This window comes from Allobosea sp. RCC_152_1 (assembly GCF_041360765.1).
In the GTDB taxonomy this organism is placed as follows: Bacteria; Pseudomonadota; Alphaproteobacteria; order Rhizobiales; family Beijerinckiaceae; genus Allobosea; species Allobosea spartocytisi.
Map to the genome: position 1 here is coordinate 101,461 of NZ_JBFUPU010000004.1, position 14,808 is coordinate 116,268.

Annotated in this window: 13 protein-coding genes; 4 read left to right on the forward strand and 9 right to left on the reverse strand. The window is 67.9% G+C overall.

Annotated features, from left to right (window positions below):
* Window positions 1–83: 83 nt before the first annotated feature.
* Complete coding sequence (gene ggt / locus AB6806_RS15225; protein WP_370954868.1) at window positions 84–1,679, forward strand: gamma-glutamyltransferase; 1,596 nt, start codon at window positions 84–86, stop codon at window positions 1,677–1,679.
* A 56-nt stretch (window positions 1,680–1,735) separates the two neighbouring features.
* Window positions 1,736–2,782, forward strand: a complete 1,047-nt coding sequence (locus tag AB6806_RS15230) for a Gfo/Idh/MocA family protein (protein ID WP_370954869.1) — start codon at window positions 1,736–1,738, stop codon at window positions 2,780–2,782.
* On the opposite strand, the gene AB6806_RS15235 is transcribed toward AB6806_RS15230, so the two are convergent.
* The 8 genes from AB6806_RS15235 to AB6806_RS15270 form a co-directional block, all read right to left on the reverse strand.
* Window positions 2,783–3,928, reverse strand: a complete 1,146-nt coding sequence (locus AB6806_RS15235) for a Gfo/Idh/MocA family protein (RefSeq protein WP_370954870.1) — start codon at window positions 3,926–3,928, stop codon at window positions 2,783–2,785.
* An 87-nt stretch (window positions 3,929–4,015) separates the two neighbouring features.
* A complete protein-coding gene (gene rocF, locus AB6806_RS15240) occupies window positions 4,016–4,996 on the reverse strand; it encodes an arginase (protein WP_038366767.1) in 981 nt (326 codons plus the stop codon).
* Between the two features lie 116 nt (window positions 4,997–5,112).
* Window positions 5,113–5,937 (reverse strand): iron uptake system protein EfeO, encoded by an 825-nt coding sequence (gene efeO, locus AB6806_RS15245; RefSeq protein WP_370954871.1) that lies wholly within the window; start codon window positions 5,935–5,937, stop codon window positions 5,113–5,115.
* 1 nt (window position 5,938) lies between these two features.
* Window positions 5,939–7,273, reverse strand: coding sequence for an iron uptake transporter deferrochelatase/peroxidase subunit (gene efeB, locus AB6806_RS15250; RefSeq protein WP_370954872.1), 1,335 nt, complete (start codon window positions 7,271–7,273; stop codon window positions 5,939–5,941).
* Complete coding sequence (locus AB6806_RS15255) at window positions 7,270–8,280, reverse strand: cupredoxin domain-containing protein (RefSeq protein ID WP_370954873.1); 1,011 nt, start codon at window positions 8,278–8,280, stop codon at window positions 7,270–7,272. Before AB6806_RS15255 ends, efeB begins: the two co-directional genes overlap by 4 nt.
* A complete protein-coding gene (gene efeU / locus AB6806_RS15260) occupies window positions 8,244–9,095 on the reverse strand; it encodes an iron uptake transporter permease EfeU (RefSeq protein ID WP_370954874.1) in 852 nt (283 codons plus the stop codon). The genes AB6806_RS15255 and efeU overlap by 37 nt, the downstream gene beginning before the upstream one ends.
* A gap of 247 nt (window positions 9,096–9,342) precedes the next feature.
* Complete coding sequence (locus AB6806_RS15265; RefSeq protein ID WP_142022245.1) at window positions 9,343–10,725, reverse strand: aldehyde dehydrogenase family protein; 1,383 nt, start codon at window positions 10,723–10,725, stop codon at window positions 9,343–9,345.
* A 36-nt stretch (window positions 10,726–10,761) separates the two neighbouring features.
* Window positions 10,762–12,417, reverse strand: a complete 1,656-nt coding sequence (locus tag AB6806_RS15270) for an acetolactate synthase large subunit (RefSeq protein ID WP_142022246.1) — start codon at window positions 12,415–12,417, stop codon at window positions 10,762–10,764.
* A 319-nt stretch (window positions 12,418–12,736) separates the two neighbouring features.
* Here AB6806_RS15270 and AB6806_RS15275 point away from each other — a divergent pair, with 319 nt between their 5' ends.
* On the forward strand, window positions 12,737–12,961 hold the full coding sequence (locus tag AB6806_RS15275; RefSeq protein ID WP_038366758.1) for a hypothetical protein: 225 nt from the start codon (window positions 12,737–12,739) through the stop codon (window positions 12,959–12,961).
* 80 nt (window positions 12,962–13,041) lie between these two features.
* On the opposite strand, the gene AB6806_RS15280 is transcribed toward AB6806_RS15275, so the two are convergent.
* Window positions 13,042–13,830, reverse strand: coding sequence for a class II glutamine amidotransferase (locus AB6806_RS15280; RefSeq protein WP_038366756.1), 789 nt, complete (start codon window positions 13,828–13,830; stop codon window positions 13,042–13,044).
* Window positions 13,831–14,121: 291 nt separating this feature from the next.
* On the opposite strand from AB6806_RS15280, the gene AB6806_RS15285 reads away from it, so the two are divergent.
* Window positions 14,122–14,721, forward strand: coding sequence for a TRAP transporter small permease subunit (locus tag AB6806_RS15285; RefSeq protein WP_038366753.1), 600 nt, complete (start codon window positions 14,122–14,124; stop codon window positions 14,719–14,721).
* The last annotated feature ends 87 nt before the right edge of the window (window positions 14,722–14,808 follow it).

Here is a 14,808-nt window from a genome sequence, read left to right on the forward strand (position 1 = left end):
ATTGTCAGCGCCGGTTTCTGCGGTCAAAGCCTTGCCCGAAACGAGGATGCCGGAATCGGCACCGGGAACGGATGGAGCGGGATATGAGCTGGGGCAATCGCGATTTCATGGTGCCGGGCCGTTCGGTGGCGGTCGGCGAGCGCGGCATGGCGGCGACCTCGCATCCGGCGGCGACGCTGGCGGCCGTCGACATCCTGCGCGCCGGCGGCAACGCCGTCGACGCGGCCATCGCGGCGGTCGCGGTGCAGGCGGTGGTCGATCCGCATATGACCGGCATCGGCGGCGACTGCTTCGCGATCTATGCCCCGGCCGGCGGCAAGATGGTCGCCATCAACGGCTCGGGCCGCGCGCCCGCCAAGGCCGAGCTCGGCTGGTTCCTCGGCCAGGGCCTGACCGCGATCGCGCCGGATTCGCCTCATGCCGTCACCGTGCCGGGCGCGATCGACGCCTGGTGCCGCCTCAACGCCGATCACGGCAGCAAGAGCCTCGACGAGATCTTCGCTGCGGCGATCCGCGCCGCCGAGGAGGGCTTCGTGGTGACGCCGCGCGTCTCGCTCGACTGGAACCGCTATCGCGGCCGCATCGAGAAGCACGGCCTCGGCAATGCCGTCTACCTGCCGCGCGGCAAGGCGCCGATGACGGGCGACAAGATGGTCCACCCCGCTCTCGGCAGGATGCTGCGCCGCATCGCCCGCGAAGGCCGTGCCGCCTTCTATGAGGGCGAGGCCGCCGAGGAGATGGTCGCCGTCCTGAACAAGGCCGGCAGCCTGATGGCGGTCGAGGATTTCGCCACCGCGAAGCCGGATTATGTCGACCCGATTGGCGCCGCTTATCGCGACCACCATCTCTGGGAGTGCCCGCCGAACGGCCAGGGCATCGCGGCGCTGCTGATCGCGCGCATCCTCGACGGCTTCGATCTCAAGGACGGCAAGCTCGGCGAGGCCGACCGCATCCATCTCCTCGCGGAGGCCAGCAAGGCGGCCTATCGCCAGCGCGACGCGCTGGTCGCCGATCCGGCTGCGAGCCCCTTCGACACCGAGGCGTTCCTGTCCGACGCATTCGTCGGCCGGCTGCGGGCGCAGATCAGCCTGGAGAAGGCGGCGAAGCCTGAAGCCTTCGACATGCCCTTGCACAAGGACACGATCTATCTCTGCGTCGTCGATGGCGACGGCAACATGATCTCCTTCATCAACTCGCTGTTCTCGGCTTTCGGCAGCGGCATCTATGCGGAGAAATCCGGCGTGATGCTGCAGAACCGCGGCTCGGGCTTCCGCCTGATCGAGGGCCATCCCAACGCCATCGCGCCGCGCAAGCGCCCCTTCCACACCATCATCCCCGGCATGCTCGCCAAGGGCGGCCGCGCGGTGATGCCGTTCGGCGTGATGGGCGGTCAGTACCAGTCGACCGGCCACGCCCATTTCATCTCCGGCATTCTCGATCGCGGCCTCGATCCGCAGCAGGCATCCGACGTAGCCCGCAGCTTCGCCTATGACGGCAAGCTCTCGCTGGAGCCGACGATCCCCGAAAGCGTCGCGGCCGATCTCAAGGCACGCGGCCATGACGTGGTCTGGGCCGAGGAGCCGCTCGGCGGCTGCCAGGCGATCTGGGTCGATCACGCCCGCGGCGTGATGTTCGGCGCCTCGGACCACCGCAAGGACGGCATGGCGCTGGCGGTCTGAGGAACGCACCCTTAACTGCGCGCCCGCTATCGCTGGCGACAGCGACGGAGGGGCGCGTGGCGCAGGAACGGTCATTCCGCTGGGGAATCATGGGCACCGGCGCCATCGCCGGGCTCTTCGCCGCCGATCTCGGCCTGCTGCCGCAGGCACGCATCGCGGCCGTTCATTCGCGCTCGCAGGACAAGGCGCAGGCCTTCGCCGCACGCTTTGGCGCGACGGCCTATGACGACGAAACAGCCTTTCTCGCCGACCCGGCCGTCGCAGTGGTCTATATCGCGACGCCGAACCACCTCCATGCCGCGCAGGCGCTGAAGGCCATCGCCGCCGGCAAGCCGGTGCTGATCGAGAAGCCGATCGCGCTGAAGAGCGGCGATGTCGAGGCGATCGCGCAGGCGTCGCGTGAGCGCGGCGTCTTCGCCATGGAGGCGCTGTGGAGCCGCTTCCTGCCAGCGGTGCGCGCGGTCCGCGAACAGCTCGCGGCAGGGCGAATCGGAGACATCAGGCGCATTCGCGCGGATCTCTCCTATGCCCACCCGCAGGAACCGGGCAGCCGCTTCTTCGATCCGGTCCTGGGCGGCGGCGCGGCCTTCGATCTCGGCGTCTATCCGCTGTCGCTGGTGCTGCATCTGCTCGGCGAGCCGCAGGCCGTCAGCGGGCGCTGGCTTGCGGCGGCGAGCGGCGTCGATCTGCGCAGCGAATTCAGGCTCGACTATCCGCAGGCCGTGGCCGAGCTCTCCTGCGGCTTCGACCGCAACGGCACCAATCGTTTCCTGATCGAAGGCACGCGAGGGGCGCTGCTGATCGAAACCCCGTTTCTGAAGGCGCAGCGCCTGAGCTTCGTCAGCGATCCCGTTCGTGCTTCAGCGGTCTATGAGCGCGGACAGGGTCTCGCCACGCGCTTTCTCGACCGCATTCCGAAGGTCGGACGCCGCAGCGAGGTTTTCGCCTTTCCCGGTCACGGCCTGCAATTTCAGGCGGAGGCGGTAATGGCTGCGGTTCGGGCCGGAGAGACGCGTTGCGCGACGATGCCGCTCTCGGAAAGCGCGGCCGTGCTGCGCATCATCGAAACCGTGCTGGCCCAGCCGCCGGCAGGGCGCGGCTGATCAGAAACGCGACCTCACCCGATAAGGCTGCGGCAGGTCGCGCGCATTGTTCAGGGCCAGCGCGAGTTCCGTGATGTGCAGCGCCAGCGCGCCGGAGAAGCGTGGCGCCTCTCCGCGAGCGATCGCCTCGGCCTGGTCGGCGATGCCGCGCATGAAATCGATCTGCGAGGGGAAGTTCGGCAGAGCCTTGCTCGCTGCCTGCGCCGGATAGGGCAGGCGCCGGCCGGGCGTCGGCTTCCAGGGCAAGGCGCGCCCGAGCTTCGCCTCGGCGCGGGTCAAGAGCCGGCCGAGCAGCGGGCGCGGCGCGTCGGTTTCCTCGACATGGACGGTGGAGCGGTTGTCCCAGAGGTCGCGCACCGTGAGCGAGCCCTTTTCCGCGAAGATCTGCAATGAGCGGTCGCGCGGCGCGGCGAGCCCGTTCGTCAGCCTCGCCACGACGCCGGAGCGGAAGCTCAGGCAGCCGACCGAGAAATCCGGCGCCATCGCGATATGCCCGGTGCCCGGCCCCTTGTCCGGAAATGTCACGGCGGAGAAGGCGGTCAGGCTCTCGACCGGGCCGAACAGCGTCACCAGCCAGGAGAGCGCGTACCCGGCATGCTCCAGCGTGCAGCCGATCTCGAATTCGTGCAGCCCCGGCCAGGGCGCACCCGAGCGCGAGCGCCAGCGAGCCCAATTGTCGCGGAAGACCGGTCCGTCCTCCATCGCGGCATAGACCAGCCGGGGCGCGCCGATCCGGCCCGTGCGCAGCGTTTCATCGACAAGGCGATGCGCGTCGCTGAGCCCGTTGGCAGGGGCCGTCGCCAGTGTCAGCCCGGAGCCTTGCGCCTGCGAGATCAGCGCCTCGGCTTGCGCCAGCTCCATGGCGAGCGGCTTCTCGCAATAGACATGCTTGCCGGCAGCCAGCGCGCGATGGGTGATCTCGTAATGGCTTTCGGGCGTCGTCAGGTTGACGACGATGCCGACCGAGGGGTCGGCCAGCAGCGCGTCGAGATCGGGATAGGCCGGGACATTGTGGAAGCTGCGGAAGGCTTCGAGGCGTGCAGTGTCGCGATCCCAGACGCCGGCGAGCGACAGTGCCGGGTGGTTAGCGAGCGTCGTCATGTAATAGTCGGCGACGAAGCCCGTGCCGACGAGCGCGATCTTCATGATGCGGTTCCGTTCCGCCAGCCTTGCAGCCGGCGGAACAGGCTATGCCATCCAAGAATGAAGATCGGCTTTCGCGAAAGCGTGACTTCAGGCCGCGCCGATGGCGTTGGACGGCGTCTGGCGGTCGGTGATCTGCTGGCCGAACAGGCTGCCCGCCAGCTCCACGGCGAGACGCGCCGTCTGGCCGCGATCGTCGAGGAAGGGGTTGAGCTCGACGATGTCCATCGAGCGCACCAGCCCGGAATCGTGCAGCAGCTCCATCACCAGATGCGCCTCGCGATAGGTCGCCCCGCCCGGAACGGTGGTGCCGACGCCCGGCGCCAGCGGCGGGTCGATGAAGTCGACGTCGAAGGAGACATGCAGCACGCCGTTGGCCGCGCGCACCTTCTCGATGACCTGGCGGATCAGCACGCCGACGCCGTGCTCGTCGATGGCGCGCATGTCGGCGACATCGACGCCGCGTGCCTTCACGGCCGCCTTCTCGAGCGGATCGACCGAGCGGATGCCGAACAGGCTGAGCTGGGCCGGGGTGATCGAGGCGCGGGGTTCCGTGCCGAGCAGATCGTCGAGGCCCGCTTCGCCGCAGAGGAAGGCCGAGGACATGCCGTGCATGTTTCCGGAGGGCGAGATGGCCGGCATGTTGAAATCGGCATGGGCGTCGAGCCAGAGCACGAAGAGCTTGCGGCCCTGCTCCTGCCAGTGGCGCGCGACGCCGTTGACCGAGCCCATCGACAGGCTGTGGTCGCCGCCGAGGAAGATCGGTGTCGCGCCGGTGCGGGCGAGCTCATAGGCGCGGGCGCTGAGCGCGCGCATCCAGGCGGCGATCTCAGGGTAGAAGCGGGCGTTCTCGGGCGCCGGACCGTCGACGGGCGTCAGGTCGCGCGGCAGGATGTCGCCATGATCCTCGACGGTGTAGCCGAGCTCTTCCAGCACGCGCGTGAGCCCGGCGGTGCGCAGCCCGGCGGGGCCCATCAGCGCGCCGCGACGGGAGGCGCCGACCTCGATCGGCGCGCCGAGCAGGGCGATGCGGCCCTGGGAGGCGGGTGCGTTCGCGGAAGAGGCGGTCATGCTGGCGGTCCGTTGATGGTGGCTTGAAAGGCGATGACGCCGATGTGCCGTCATTGGCGCATCGGCTTCCACCTGTCGAGTGCCGCGCCAGCGTGACCGCTCTGTGTCGGGGGCGCTCAGCCGAGGCCGAGCACGCCCTTGAGCTTGGCGAGGTCTTCCGCGAGCGTGGTGATCGTCGCGGCGAGCGCCTTGCGGTCGGCCTCGGTCAGCTTGTCATAGGTCTCGAAGCCGCCGTCCTGGAGCTTGTATTTGGCCAGCGTCTTGTCGACCGTGGCGAAATTGGCGTCGATCTTCTCGGACAGCGCCTTGTCGTCCTTGACGAGGAGCGGGCGCAGCAGGTCGACGATCGTCTTGGCGCCGTCGACATTGGCCTGGAAGTCCCAGAGATCGGTGTGGCTGTAGCGATCCTCCTCGCCGGAGACCTTGGTCGCGGCAACCTCCTCGATCAGTGCCGCCGCGCCCCCGACCATCTTGTCCGGCGGAACGGTCAGCCCCTTGATGCGGCCCTGCAACTCGGTGACGTCGGCCATGAGCGTGTCGGCGAAGGGGCCAAGCCCCTCGGTGCTGTTCTTGGCGAAGAGCCCGTATTCGATGCGATGGAAGCCGGTGAACTCCGGGTCCTCCTCCTTCTTTTCGTGATCGTCGGCGCGCGAATCGATCTTGCCATCGAGATCGCTGAACAATTCCGCGACCGGCTCGATCATCTCGTAGGAGACGCGGGTGGGCGCATAGAGGGCCTTGGCCTTGGCGAGATCGCCGGCCTTGACCGCGTCGGTGAAGGCTTTGGTGTCCTTCACCAGCTTGTCGACGCCTTGCGAGACATAGAGCTTGTACGCGGCGACGGGTGCGACGAGATCGAGCGGCGAGGCGGCCTGCGCCGATCCGGCTGTCACAGCGGCGATCAGGCTGGCGCCGGCCAGCCATGCGAAGCGCAAGCTCATATCAATCTCCTGTCTTGCGGGGGGACGTCGAAGCTGCGGCCGGAACGATGCCGCGCGCGGCCCGGATCAGGCCGGCGCCGAGATAGCTCCCAGCGTCAGGCACGCCGGGCAGCGCGAAGAAGTAGCCGCCACCGACGGGCTTGATGTATTCCTCGAGCGGCTCGCCATCGAGGCGCTTCTGCACGGCGATGAAGCTGCGCTCCAGGTCCTGCTGGAACGAGATGAAGAGCAGCCCCATGTCGAGCTGGCCGGCGCGGGTGACGCCGTTGGAATAGTTGAACGGCCGGCGCAGCATGCGGCTCGCTTCCGTCTCCGGTCGGCGCGGATTGGCGAGGCGAATATGAGCGTCGAGCCTGGTGCGCTTGCCTTCGGGATCGTCGGCATAAGCGGGCTCGTCATATTCGCGGCTGCCGCCCATCGGCGCGCCCGACGCCTTCATGCGGCCCATGATGTCCTGCTGCTCGCTGAGCGCGGTGCGGTCCCAGCGCTCGACGAAATTGCGGATGATACGCACGACCTGATAGCTGCCATGGGCTGCCCAGCCCGGCTCGTCGGAGCCTTCCTGCACCCAGACGAGATGGCCCATCAGCGCCTTGTCGGTGATGTCGGGATTGGCCGTGCCATCGCGGAAGCCGAGCAGGTTGCGCGCGCTTTCGGGCGGTTCGCCCGGCCTGGCATCGGTCGATCTGGCCTGGCGCACCGGCACGCTGCCTTCCTGCTTCCAGCGCAGCAGCAACAGATCGGGCGTGTTCTTCAGGATGTCGCGCAGCGCGTGGATATTGGTGTCGGCGGTGTTCGAGCAGATCTGCAGCAGGAGATCGCCATGGCAGAGCGCGCCGTCGAGCGCGTCGTTCGGAAAGCGCTTCATCCGCTGCAGGCGCTTCGGCTTCAGCGGGCTCAAGCCGAAGCGTTCGTCGAAGAGCGAGGCGCCGAGCGCGACGGTGACGGTGAGATTGTCGGGCGCGATCACCGGGCCGAGGATGCCGCTGTCCGGCGGCGGGAAGCCGGGATCGGCGGTAGGCGCCGGGCCGCCCTGCATCAGGAAGGCGATGCGCTCGGTCAGGATGCGCAAGAGCCGGTCGAGCTCGTCGAGCGAGGTGGCCGCGACATCGAAGGCGGCGACGAGACCGGTCGCGGGACGCGGCGTCACGATGCCGGATTGGTGCAGGCCGTGGAAGGGCTGGCGTTGGGCGGTCGCGTCGCTCTCGGGCGCTGCGGCCGGGTTTTGGGCCGGTTGAGGCGCCGCCTGCGCCAGCGTGGCGCCGCCGATGGTTGCCGCGCCGCCGGTCAGCAGCGAACGCCGCGAGGGGGCGAAGCCTTTGCCCGGTTTCGTCACGATCTGCGCTCCGTCTCGGGCAGGGCGAGCGCCTTGCGCATGGCCGCGAGATCCTCGGCCAGCGCCCGCGTCGCGCCGCCCGGCTTGGCGTCGCGCGGCAGGCCGGCAAGATCGGCCCCGGTCCGCGCCGCCAGAACGGGATCGATGCGCGCCGTCAGCGGCAGCAGCAGCCGCGCGATGGCACTCGCGGCGGCGACATCCTCGGGCGCACTCGTCTCGCCATCCTGCGGCGACAACAGCGTGATCGCCCCGGCCAGCATGGTATCGGGCAGCACGGTGCGCTGGCTGAGCGCCATGCGGAAAGCCTCGCCTGCCTGCCGGATCTCGGCGGGGACGGCCGCTGTGTCGCCGGCGAGGGCGGTTTGCACCCTGGCGAAGAGCGTCTCGAGCTCCGTATCGCCCGCCGTCGCGGGACGCAGTACCGGAAGGAGCGCCACGGCGCGACCGCGAGCCTCGCGCGCGGCCTGTGCGTCTCCCGCCGCCTGTGCCTGCTCGAAGGCATCGAGCGCGCTGCCGAACGCGGCCGTGCGCTCGCTCAGGACGGCGCGGTATTCGGCAGCCGGGCCGACCATGTCCATCAGCGTCAGCGCCAAGCGCGGCTGCGCCGTCGAAGCCTGGACGATCAGGCGGCCGCGCGGGGCGCTGAGCAGGCCGCAGGTGATGCTGTACTCGCCGGGATGGAGCTGCGTGGTCAGACGCCGCGACTGGCCGGGCGCGATGTTCTCGCGCTCCTCCAGCACCATGACGCCGTCGAGGATTTCCCATTCCAGCACGCGTGCGCCGCGATTGGTCACGACGAAGCTCAGCCTGCCGGCGGGGACCGTGAGCGTTGCCGGCTCGCAGCTCTTGTCGGTGATGGCGACGGCGATCTCGTTCCGGTCCGGCGTGGCGGCGCGCCGGTTGCCGGCGGCATAGACGAAGGCACTGATGCCGCCGCAGATCAGCAGCAGCGTGGCGACGCCGGCAAGCTTCAGGCGCGGCGAATGGCGGGTTCCGGCGCGCGCCACCGTGGTGGCCTGGTCCTGGCCGCCCGCCCTGAGGAAAGCACGAGCGCCGGCACCAGGAAGGCGAGATAGGCGATGACCTCGCCGAGCGCGGCCCGCTCCTGATAGCCGAAGAAGCCGGAGAGGATTGCGCCCAGCGGACCATCGGCCGGCAAGGTCGTGCCGAGATCGTAGACGTTCTGCTGGAGATGGTTCCAGAGACCGGCCTCGTGCAGCGAGCGCACGGCATTCGCGACCAGCCCGGCCGCGACGAACAGGATCAGGATGCCGGTCCAGCGGAAGAAGACGCGCAGATTGAGCTTCACGCCGAGCGCATAGATGGCGTAGCCGGCCGCGACAGCGAGCAGGATGCCGAGCCCGGCGCCGAGCGCAGGTCCCCAGCCTCCGTTCTGCTGGAAGATGGCGAGCAGGAAGAAGACCGATTCCAGCCCCTCGCGCACCACGGCGAGGAAGGCGAGGCCGACCAGCGCGAAGCCCTGATGCTCGCCGGAAAGCGCCGCATCGACGCCGGCCTGCAATTCGCCCTTGATCGAACGCGCCGCCTTGCGCATCCAGAACACCATCGAAACGAGCATGGCGGCGGCGATCAGGCCGATGACGGCCTCGAACAGCTCCTGCCCGCGCTGCGGCAATTCCCCCGCGACGATGTCGAGCGCCGCGCCGGCCACCAGGCTCGCGGCGCAGGCGAGGCCGACGCCGACCCACAGCGCCGGCAGCCATTCGCGCCGCCCGGTCCTGACCAGATAGCTCGCGACGATGCCGACGATCAGCGCGGCCTCGATGCCTTCGCGAAGCATGATGAGAAACGGTACGATCACGGCGAACCAGGTCCGGTTGCGCGTCGCGGCCGATGCCGTTCGCGGCGCAGATGCCCTGTTGCCTAGGCATCTCGCGCCGGCCGGTCAACCAAAACCGTTCAGTTTAGAAGCATAATAAACTACTGATATCACTGCATTATTGCCACAATCGGCAGCTTGGCGTCGCAGCCGTGGCGGCCTCCCCGGCAGGCATGCCCGCCGCGTGGTCGCGACGCCGCGGAGCCGCGGCGGCCGGGCCCCGGACCCCTCAGCGCCGCTTCATCAGGATCATCTTCTCCTGCGTCATGTCGTGCATGGTGAAGGGGATGCCGCCCGTGCCGTAGCCCGAGACGCGCCGGCCGGCGAAAGGCATCCAGTCGGTGCGGAAGGTGGTGGGGTCGTTGATCATCACCGCCGAGGCGTCGAGCCGGTTGGCGGCCCGGAGCGCGACATCGATATCCTGCGCGAAGATGCTGGACTGGAACGAGACCGGCAGGGAATTGGCCCGGGCGATGGCGTCGTCGAGATCGCGGAAACGATAGATCGCGACCGCCGGCCCGAAGATCTCCTCCTGTGAGATGCGCGCTTCCGGCGCCGGATCGACCAGCACGGTCGGTTCCAGCGTCGTCTCGGAGAGCCGCTTGCCGCCCGCCAGCAGCTTGGCGCCGCCCTTCACGGCCTCGTCGATCCAGGAGGCGACGCGGTCGGCTTCCTTCGGGGTGATCAGCGGGCCGACCTCGGTGTCCTTCAGCGTGGGGTCTCCGGTGCGCAGCTTCTTCACCCGCGCGACGAGGCGCTCGGTGAAGTCGTTGACGATGGAATCATGGACATAGATGCGCTGCGTCGACACGCAGACCTGGCCGGCATGGTAGTAGCCGCCCTTCACGATCGGCTCGATGATCGCCTCGAGATTGGCGCTCCTGTCAACGATCGCCGGCGCGACGCCGCCATGTTCCAGCGCCGAGCGCGCGCCGGGAGCAAGCTTCGAATGCAGGTACCAGCCGACCTTGGCCGAGCCGATGAAGCTGAGGAAGGCGATGCGCGGGTCGGTCGCGAGCTTTTCCGCCAGCGCGGTCTCGGCCGGCACGAAGGTCTGGCACCAGGCTTCGGGCAGCCCGGCCTCATGCACCAGCCTGACGAAGTCGATGCAGGAAAGCGGCGTCGTGCCGGCCGGCTTGACGATGACCGGGCAGCCGGTCGCGATCGCCGGCGCGACCTGATGGACGATCAGGTTGAGCGGATGGTTGAAGGCCGAGATCGCCGCGACGATGCCGATCGGCTCCTTGGTGGTGAAGGCCCAGCGGCCGTCGGCCGCGGCGGACAGCCCCATCGGGATCTCGCGGCCGGCGAAATTGCGCAATTCGTCGGCGGCATTGTTCACGCCGTCGACGGCGCGATTGGCCTCGACGATGGCGTCCGGCAGCGGCTTGCCGCCCTCGCGGGCGATCTGCATGGCGAAATGGTCGCGCTTCGCCTCGAGCAGTCCGGCGAGCTTGCGCAGGATCGCCATGCGCTGATGCGGCTTCAGCCAGTTGTCGCGGTCCTTGAAGACGGCCTGCGCGGCCTGGAGCTTGCGTTCCAGAGCGGCTGCGTCGTCGGTCTCGATCTCGGTGATCGGCGCGCGGTCATAAGCCTGAACAACCTGAAGCATGGTCGTCTCCTTTAAAAACGCGATGAATGTGAAAGCTCAGGCCAGATCGACGTCGGGCACGCGGTTGCGCAGTTCCTCGACGAGAACGCGGGTGTTTTCGGAATAGTCGATCGGGCAATCGACGAGATGGACACCGCCGCCCTTGAACGCGGCTTCGAGCACCGGCACCAGCGCTTCCGCCGAGGTCACGCGCGAGCCCTTGGCGCCATAGGCCTCGGCATAGCGCACGAAATCAGGATTGCCGAAGGTCATGCCGTAATCGGGGAATTTGTCGACGGCCTGCTTCCAGCGGATCATGCCATAGGCGCCGTCATTGAGCACGAGCACGACGAGGTTGAGGCCGAGGCGGACCGCCGTCTCCATCTCCTGCGAGTTCATCATGAAGCCGCCATCGCCGCAGACTGCCATGACGCGCCGGCGCGGATGCAGCATCGCCGCCATCATCGCCGAGGGCAGGCCGGCGCCCATCGTCGCCAGCGCATTGTCGAGCAGCAGCGTGTTGGCGACGTGGGTGCGGTAGTTCCGCGCGAACCAGATCTTGTACATGCCGTTGTCGAGGCAGACGATGCCGTCCTCCGGCATCACCGCGCGCACGTCATGGACGAGCCGCTGCGGCGTGACCGGGAAGCGGTCCTCCTCGGCCCGATCGTTGATCTTCGTCAGGATGCGCTGGCGCAGCTCGAGCATTTTGGCCTGCTCCGGAAGCTTGCCGCCGAGCCTGTCGCCGAGCGCCGTGACGCTCGCGCCGATATCGCCGATCACCTCCGCATCGGGATGGTAGACCTGCTCGACATTGGCCGATTGGTAGCCGACATGGATGACCTTCGGCCCGCCGGCGCTGCGCATCAGGAAGGGCGGCTTCTCGACCGTGTCGTGGCCGACCGCGATGATGAGGTCCGCCGCCGCGACGGCCTCGTGGACATAATCGCCCTCGGACAGGGCAGCGGTGCCCAGATAGAGGTTGGAGCCGCCGGTGACGGCGCCCTTGCCCATCTGCGTGTTGAAGAACGGCACGCCGATCTTGCGCACGAAGGCCGAGAGCGGCTCGACCAGGCGCGGCCGGTTGCCGGCGGCGCCGATCATCACCAGCGGGCGCTTGGCCGCGAGGATCATCTGCGCCGCGCGGTCGAGCGCGACGGCCGGGGCGACAGGCTGGTCGAGCGGATGGACGGGGATGAGCGGGATGTCGTCGATCTCCTCGGCGGCCACATCCTCCGGCAGTTCGAGATGGACCGGCCCCGGCCGTTCCTCCATCGCGACGCGGAAGGCATCGCGCACCACGGAGGGGATGCTGGCCGGGCTGACGATCTGGCGCGTCATCTTGGTCAGCGGGCGCATCGAGGCGACGACATCGACGATCTGGAAGCGCGCCTGCTTGGCGGTCATGATCGCCTTCTGCCCGGTGATCAGGATCATCGGCATGGCGCCGAGATGGGCATAGGCCGCGCCGGTGGAGAAATTGAGCGCACCAGGACCGAGCGTCGCGATGCAGACACCGGGCTTGCCGGTGAGCCTGCCATGGGTCGCGGCCATGAAGGCGGCCGCCTGTTCGTGCCGCGTCAGAACCAGCTCGATCTTGGATTTGCGCAGGGACTCGACGACATCGAGATTCTCCTCGCCCGGAACGCCGAAAACGCGGTCGACGCCTTCATTCTCCAAAGCCGCAACCAGAAGATCGGAACCCTTCTTCATCGTCGTCGCCTTTCCGTCGAGCTGCCCTGCCGGGTCAGCAACGCTAGGCTCCCGACGTAGGAAGGCAACCACGGAGTTACGAGCGCGCCTCGCGCATAGCGGCTTCCGCCTGGGCGCCGTGGCCCCGGCCAGGCGCTCGCGCGGTTCGCGGGGCGCCGCCTGACAGAGGAAGGAAAGTAAATGCGGCAAGTCGTCGCTTGTATTCATGCCGACGACGGCCATTCACGGTGACGTGAATGCTAGTGAAGTCGCGGAGGCATTGGAAATCAGGTTCCGACAATTAGCTGGGTGCTTGTGGGCGTAAGAACAGGAGATTGTCATGATTTCGCGCAAGACTATTGCCGTCGCCGCCGCGCTTCTGCTGTCCGCGGCCGGTTCCACGGCCTATGCCGCCGAGCTCGGGGCGGAAAGCATCGTGCATGAGCAGGCGCAAAATAACCGCGCCCTGGCCGAACAGAGCCAGTATCTCGCCTATCACGAGCACTTCAAGGGGCAGCCGACCCGGCCCTTCGTTCCGGCCGGAACGTTGCCGCACCACAACTGAGCGCTCGTCGAGCAGAACAGAAGAGGGGCCGTCCCGCACGGCCCCTTTTTTCGCTTCCGCGACGCGTGGACACCCCTCGATCAGGCCGCCTGGCGCAGCGCGATCTCGAAGGGAGTGAGGCTGACCGTGCCACCCCGCACCGTGGCCAGCGTGTTGCAGGGCAGCGCCTGCCAGCATTCGCGCGCTGCATCGACCGGCTCGGAGGCGATGACGACGCTGTCGGCTTTCTGGCAGACATAGAGGCTCGGCGGCCGGTCGTCGGAGGACCAGCGCACGGCATGGATGGTCTCGCCATCGGCGAGGGCCGCCGCGCAGCGCAGCGGCTCGCGCGTGCCGGCCTCCTCCATCAGGGACAGCGCCGTCGAAAGCGCCGCAGCCAGCGCCTCGCCGGCGGCGAGCCCGCGCGCCATCTGCGCCATCGCCAGCAGGAAGATCGCTTCGGAATCGGTGGTGCCGGCGCGCACGCCGTAGAGCGCGTCCGGAATCAGGTTCTCGAGCTTGCGACGGATGGCGCCATAACCGCCGATCTGGCCGTTATGCATGAAGAGATGGCGGCCATGGACGAAGGGGTGGCAGTTGGCGCGCGTCGTCGCCGTGCCGGTCGCGGCCCTGACATGAGCGAAGAACAGATGCGAGCGCACCTGCCGCGCGATCGAGAGCAGGTTCTCGTCCGACCAGGCCGGCCTGACCTCGCGATACTGCCCGGGCTCGGAGCGTTCCCCGTACCAGCCGACGCCGAAGCCGTCGCCATTCGTGCCGGTCTTGGCCTCCTCGGCATGGAGCGACTGGTGGATCAGCGAGTGGCAGGGCGAGGCGATGAAGTCCTCGAGAAAGACGGGCACGCCGGAATAGGCAAGGAAGCGGCACATGAAGGGCTCGAATCGGCCGGGGCGGATGGTCGAGAATAATATTCTTCAAAAATGAATGGCGACATAATGATCGTTCCGCGCCATGGCGCCGCGACCGTGAGGACGGAAGCTGGGCGCCCTGCGGAACCCTCTCGCAGCCCGTCCGGACACGTGCTTCTTTCGTCTAATGGATAAGGCGTCCCCCGTCTTGCGCCGCTGCATGTGCTCCTATACCCAGCACGTAAACGGCGCATAACCGGCAGACGGGCGAAGCATGACCGGGCCTGCGCGCATCTCGATGGGAGCGGGGACGTGAAGGGCCTTCTTGCAGTCAGCCGCGTGATCGACGCGGTCAACGGCTTCATCGGCCGGAAAATCGCGTGGCTGATCCTTGCGGCGGTGATCGTCGCGACCGTCAACGCCGTCATCCGCAAGGTCTTCAACGTCTCGTCGAATGCCTGGCTCGAACTGCAATGGATGCTGTTCGGCGCGGTCTTCCTGATGTGCGCCTCCTGGACGATGCAGGTGAAGGAGCACATCCGCATCGACATCGTGAACAGCATGCTGCCGAAGCGCGTACGGCAATGGATCGAGCTGCTCGGCCATCTCTTCTTCCTGATGCCGTTCTGCCTGCTGATCGTCTACCATTCCTGGCCGTTCTTCCTGCGCTCCTACGAGATCAACGAGCAGTCGCTCTCGGCCGGCGGCCTGCCGCAATGGCCGGCGAAGGGCCTCGTCATCGTCGGCTTCCTGATGCTGACGATCCAGGGCGTCTCCGAGATCATCAAGCAGATCGCGATCATGCGCGGCGATCTCGAGGATCAGGAGGTGGCTGCCGGTCACGCCGCCGCGGCGGAGGCGGAAGCCCAGCGCCTGCTCGATCAAGCCAAGGAACAGGGCCTCGCTTCGTGAGCGGCCCGCAAGAAGTCCGGAAACTCGCCATGCACGCATTTCGCCTTCCGCGCGCCGCCGGCCTGCTGCTCGCGCTCACAGTCCTCG

Excerpts from the sequence above, each read along its gene's own strand:
- ggt (WP_370954868.1), top strand. The coding sequence starts at position 84 with ATGAGCTGGGGCAATCGCGATTTCATGGTGCCGGGCCGTTCGGTGGCG.
- rocF (WP_038366767.1), bottom strand. The coding sequence starts at position 4,996 with ATGACCGCCTCTTCCGCGAACGCACCCGCCTCCCAGGGCCGCATCGCC.
- AB6806_RS15270 (WP_142022246.1), bottom strand. The coding sequence starts at position 12,417 with ATGAAGAAGGGTTCCGATCTTCTGGTTGCGGCTTTGGAGAATGAAGGC.
- AB6806_RS15280 (WP_038366756.1), bottom strand. The coding sequence starts at position 13,830 with ATGTGCCGCTTCCTTGCCTATTCCGGCGTGCCCGTCTTTCTCGAGGAC.
- efeO (WP_370954871.1), bottom strand. The coding sequence starts at position 5,937 with ATGAGCTTGCGCTTCGCATGGCTGGCCGGCGCCAGCCTGATCGCCGCT.
- AB6806_RS15235 (WP_370954870.1), bottom strand. The coding sequence starts at position 3,928 with ATGAAGATCGCGCTCGTCGGCACGGGCTTCGTCGCCGACTATTACATG.
- AB6806_RS15265 (WP_142022245.1), bottom strand. The coding sequence starts at position 10,725 with ATGCTTCAGGTTGTTCAGGCTTATGACCGCGCGCCGATCACCGAGATC.
- AB6806_RS15275 (WP_038366758.1), top strand. The coding sequence starts at position 12,737 with ATGATTTCGCGCAAGACTATTGCCGTCGCCGCCGCGCTTCTGCTGTCC.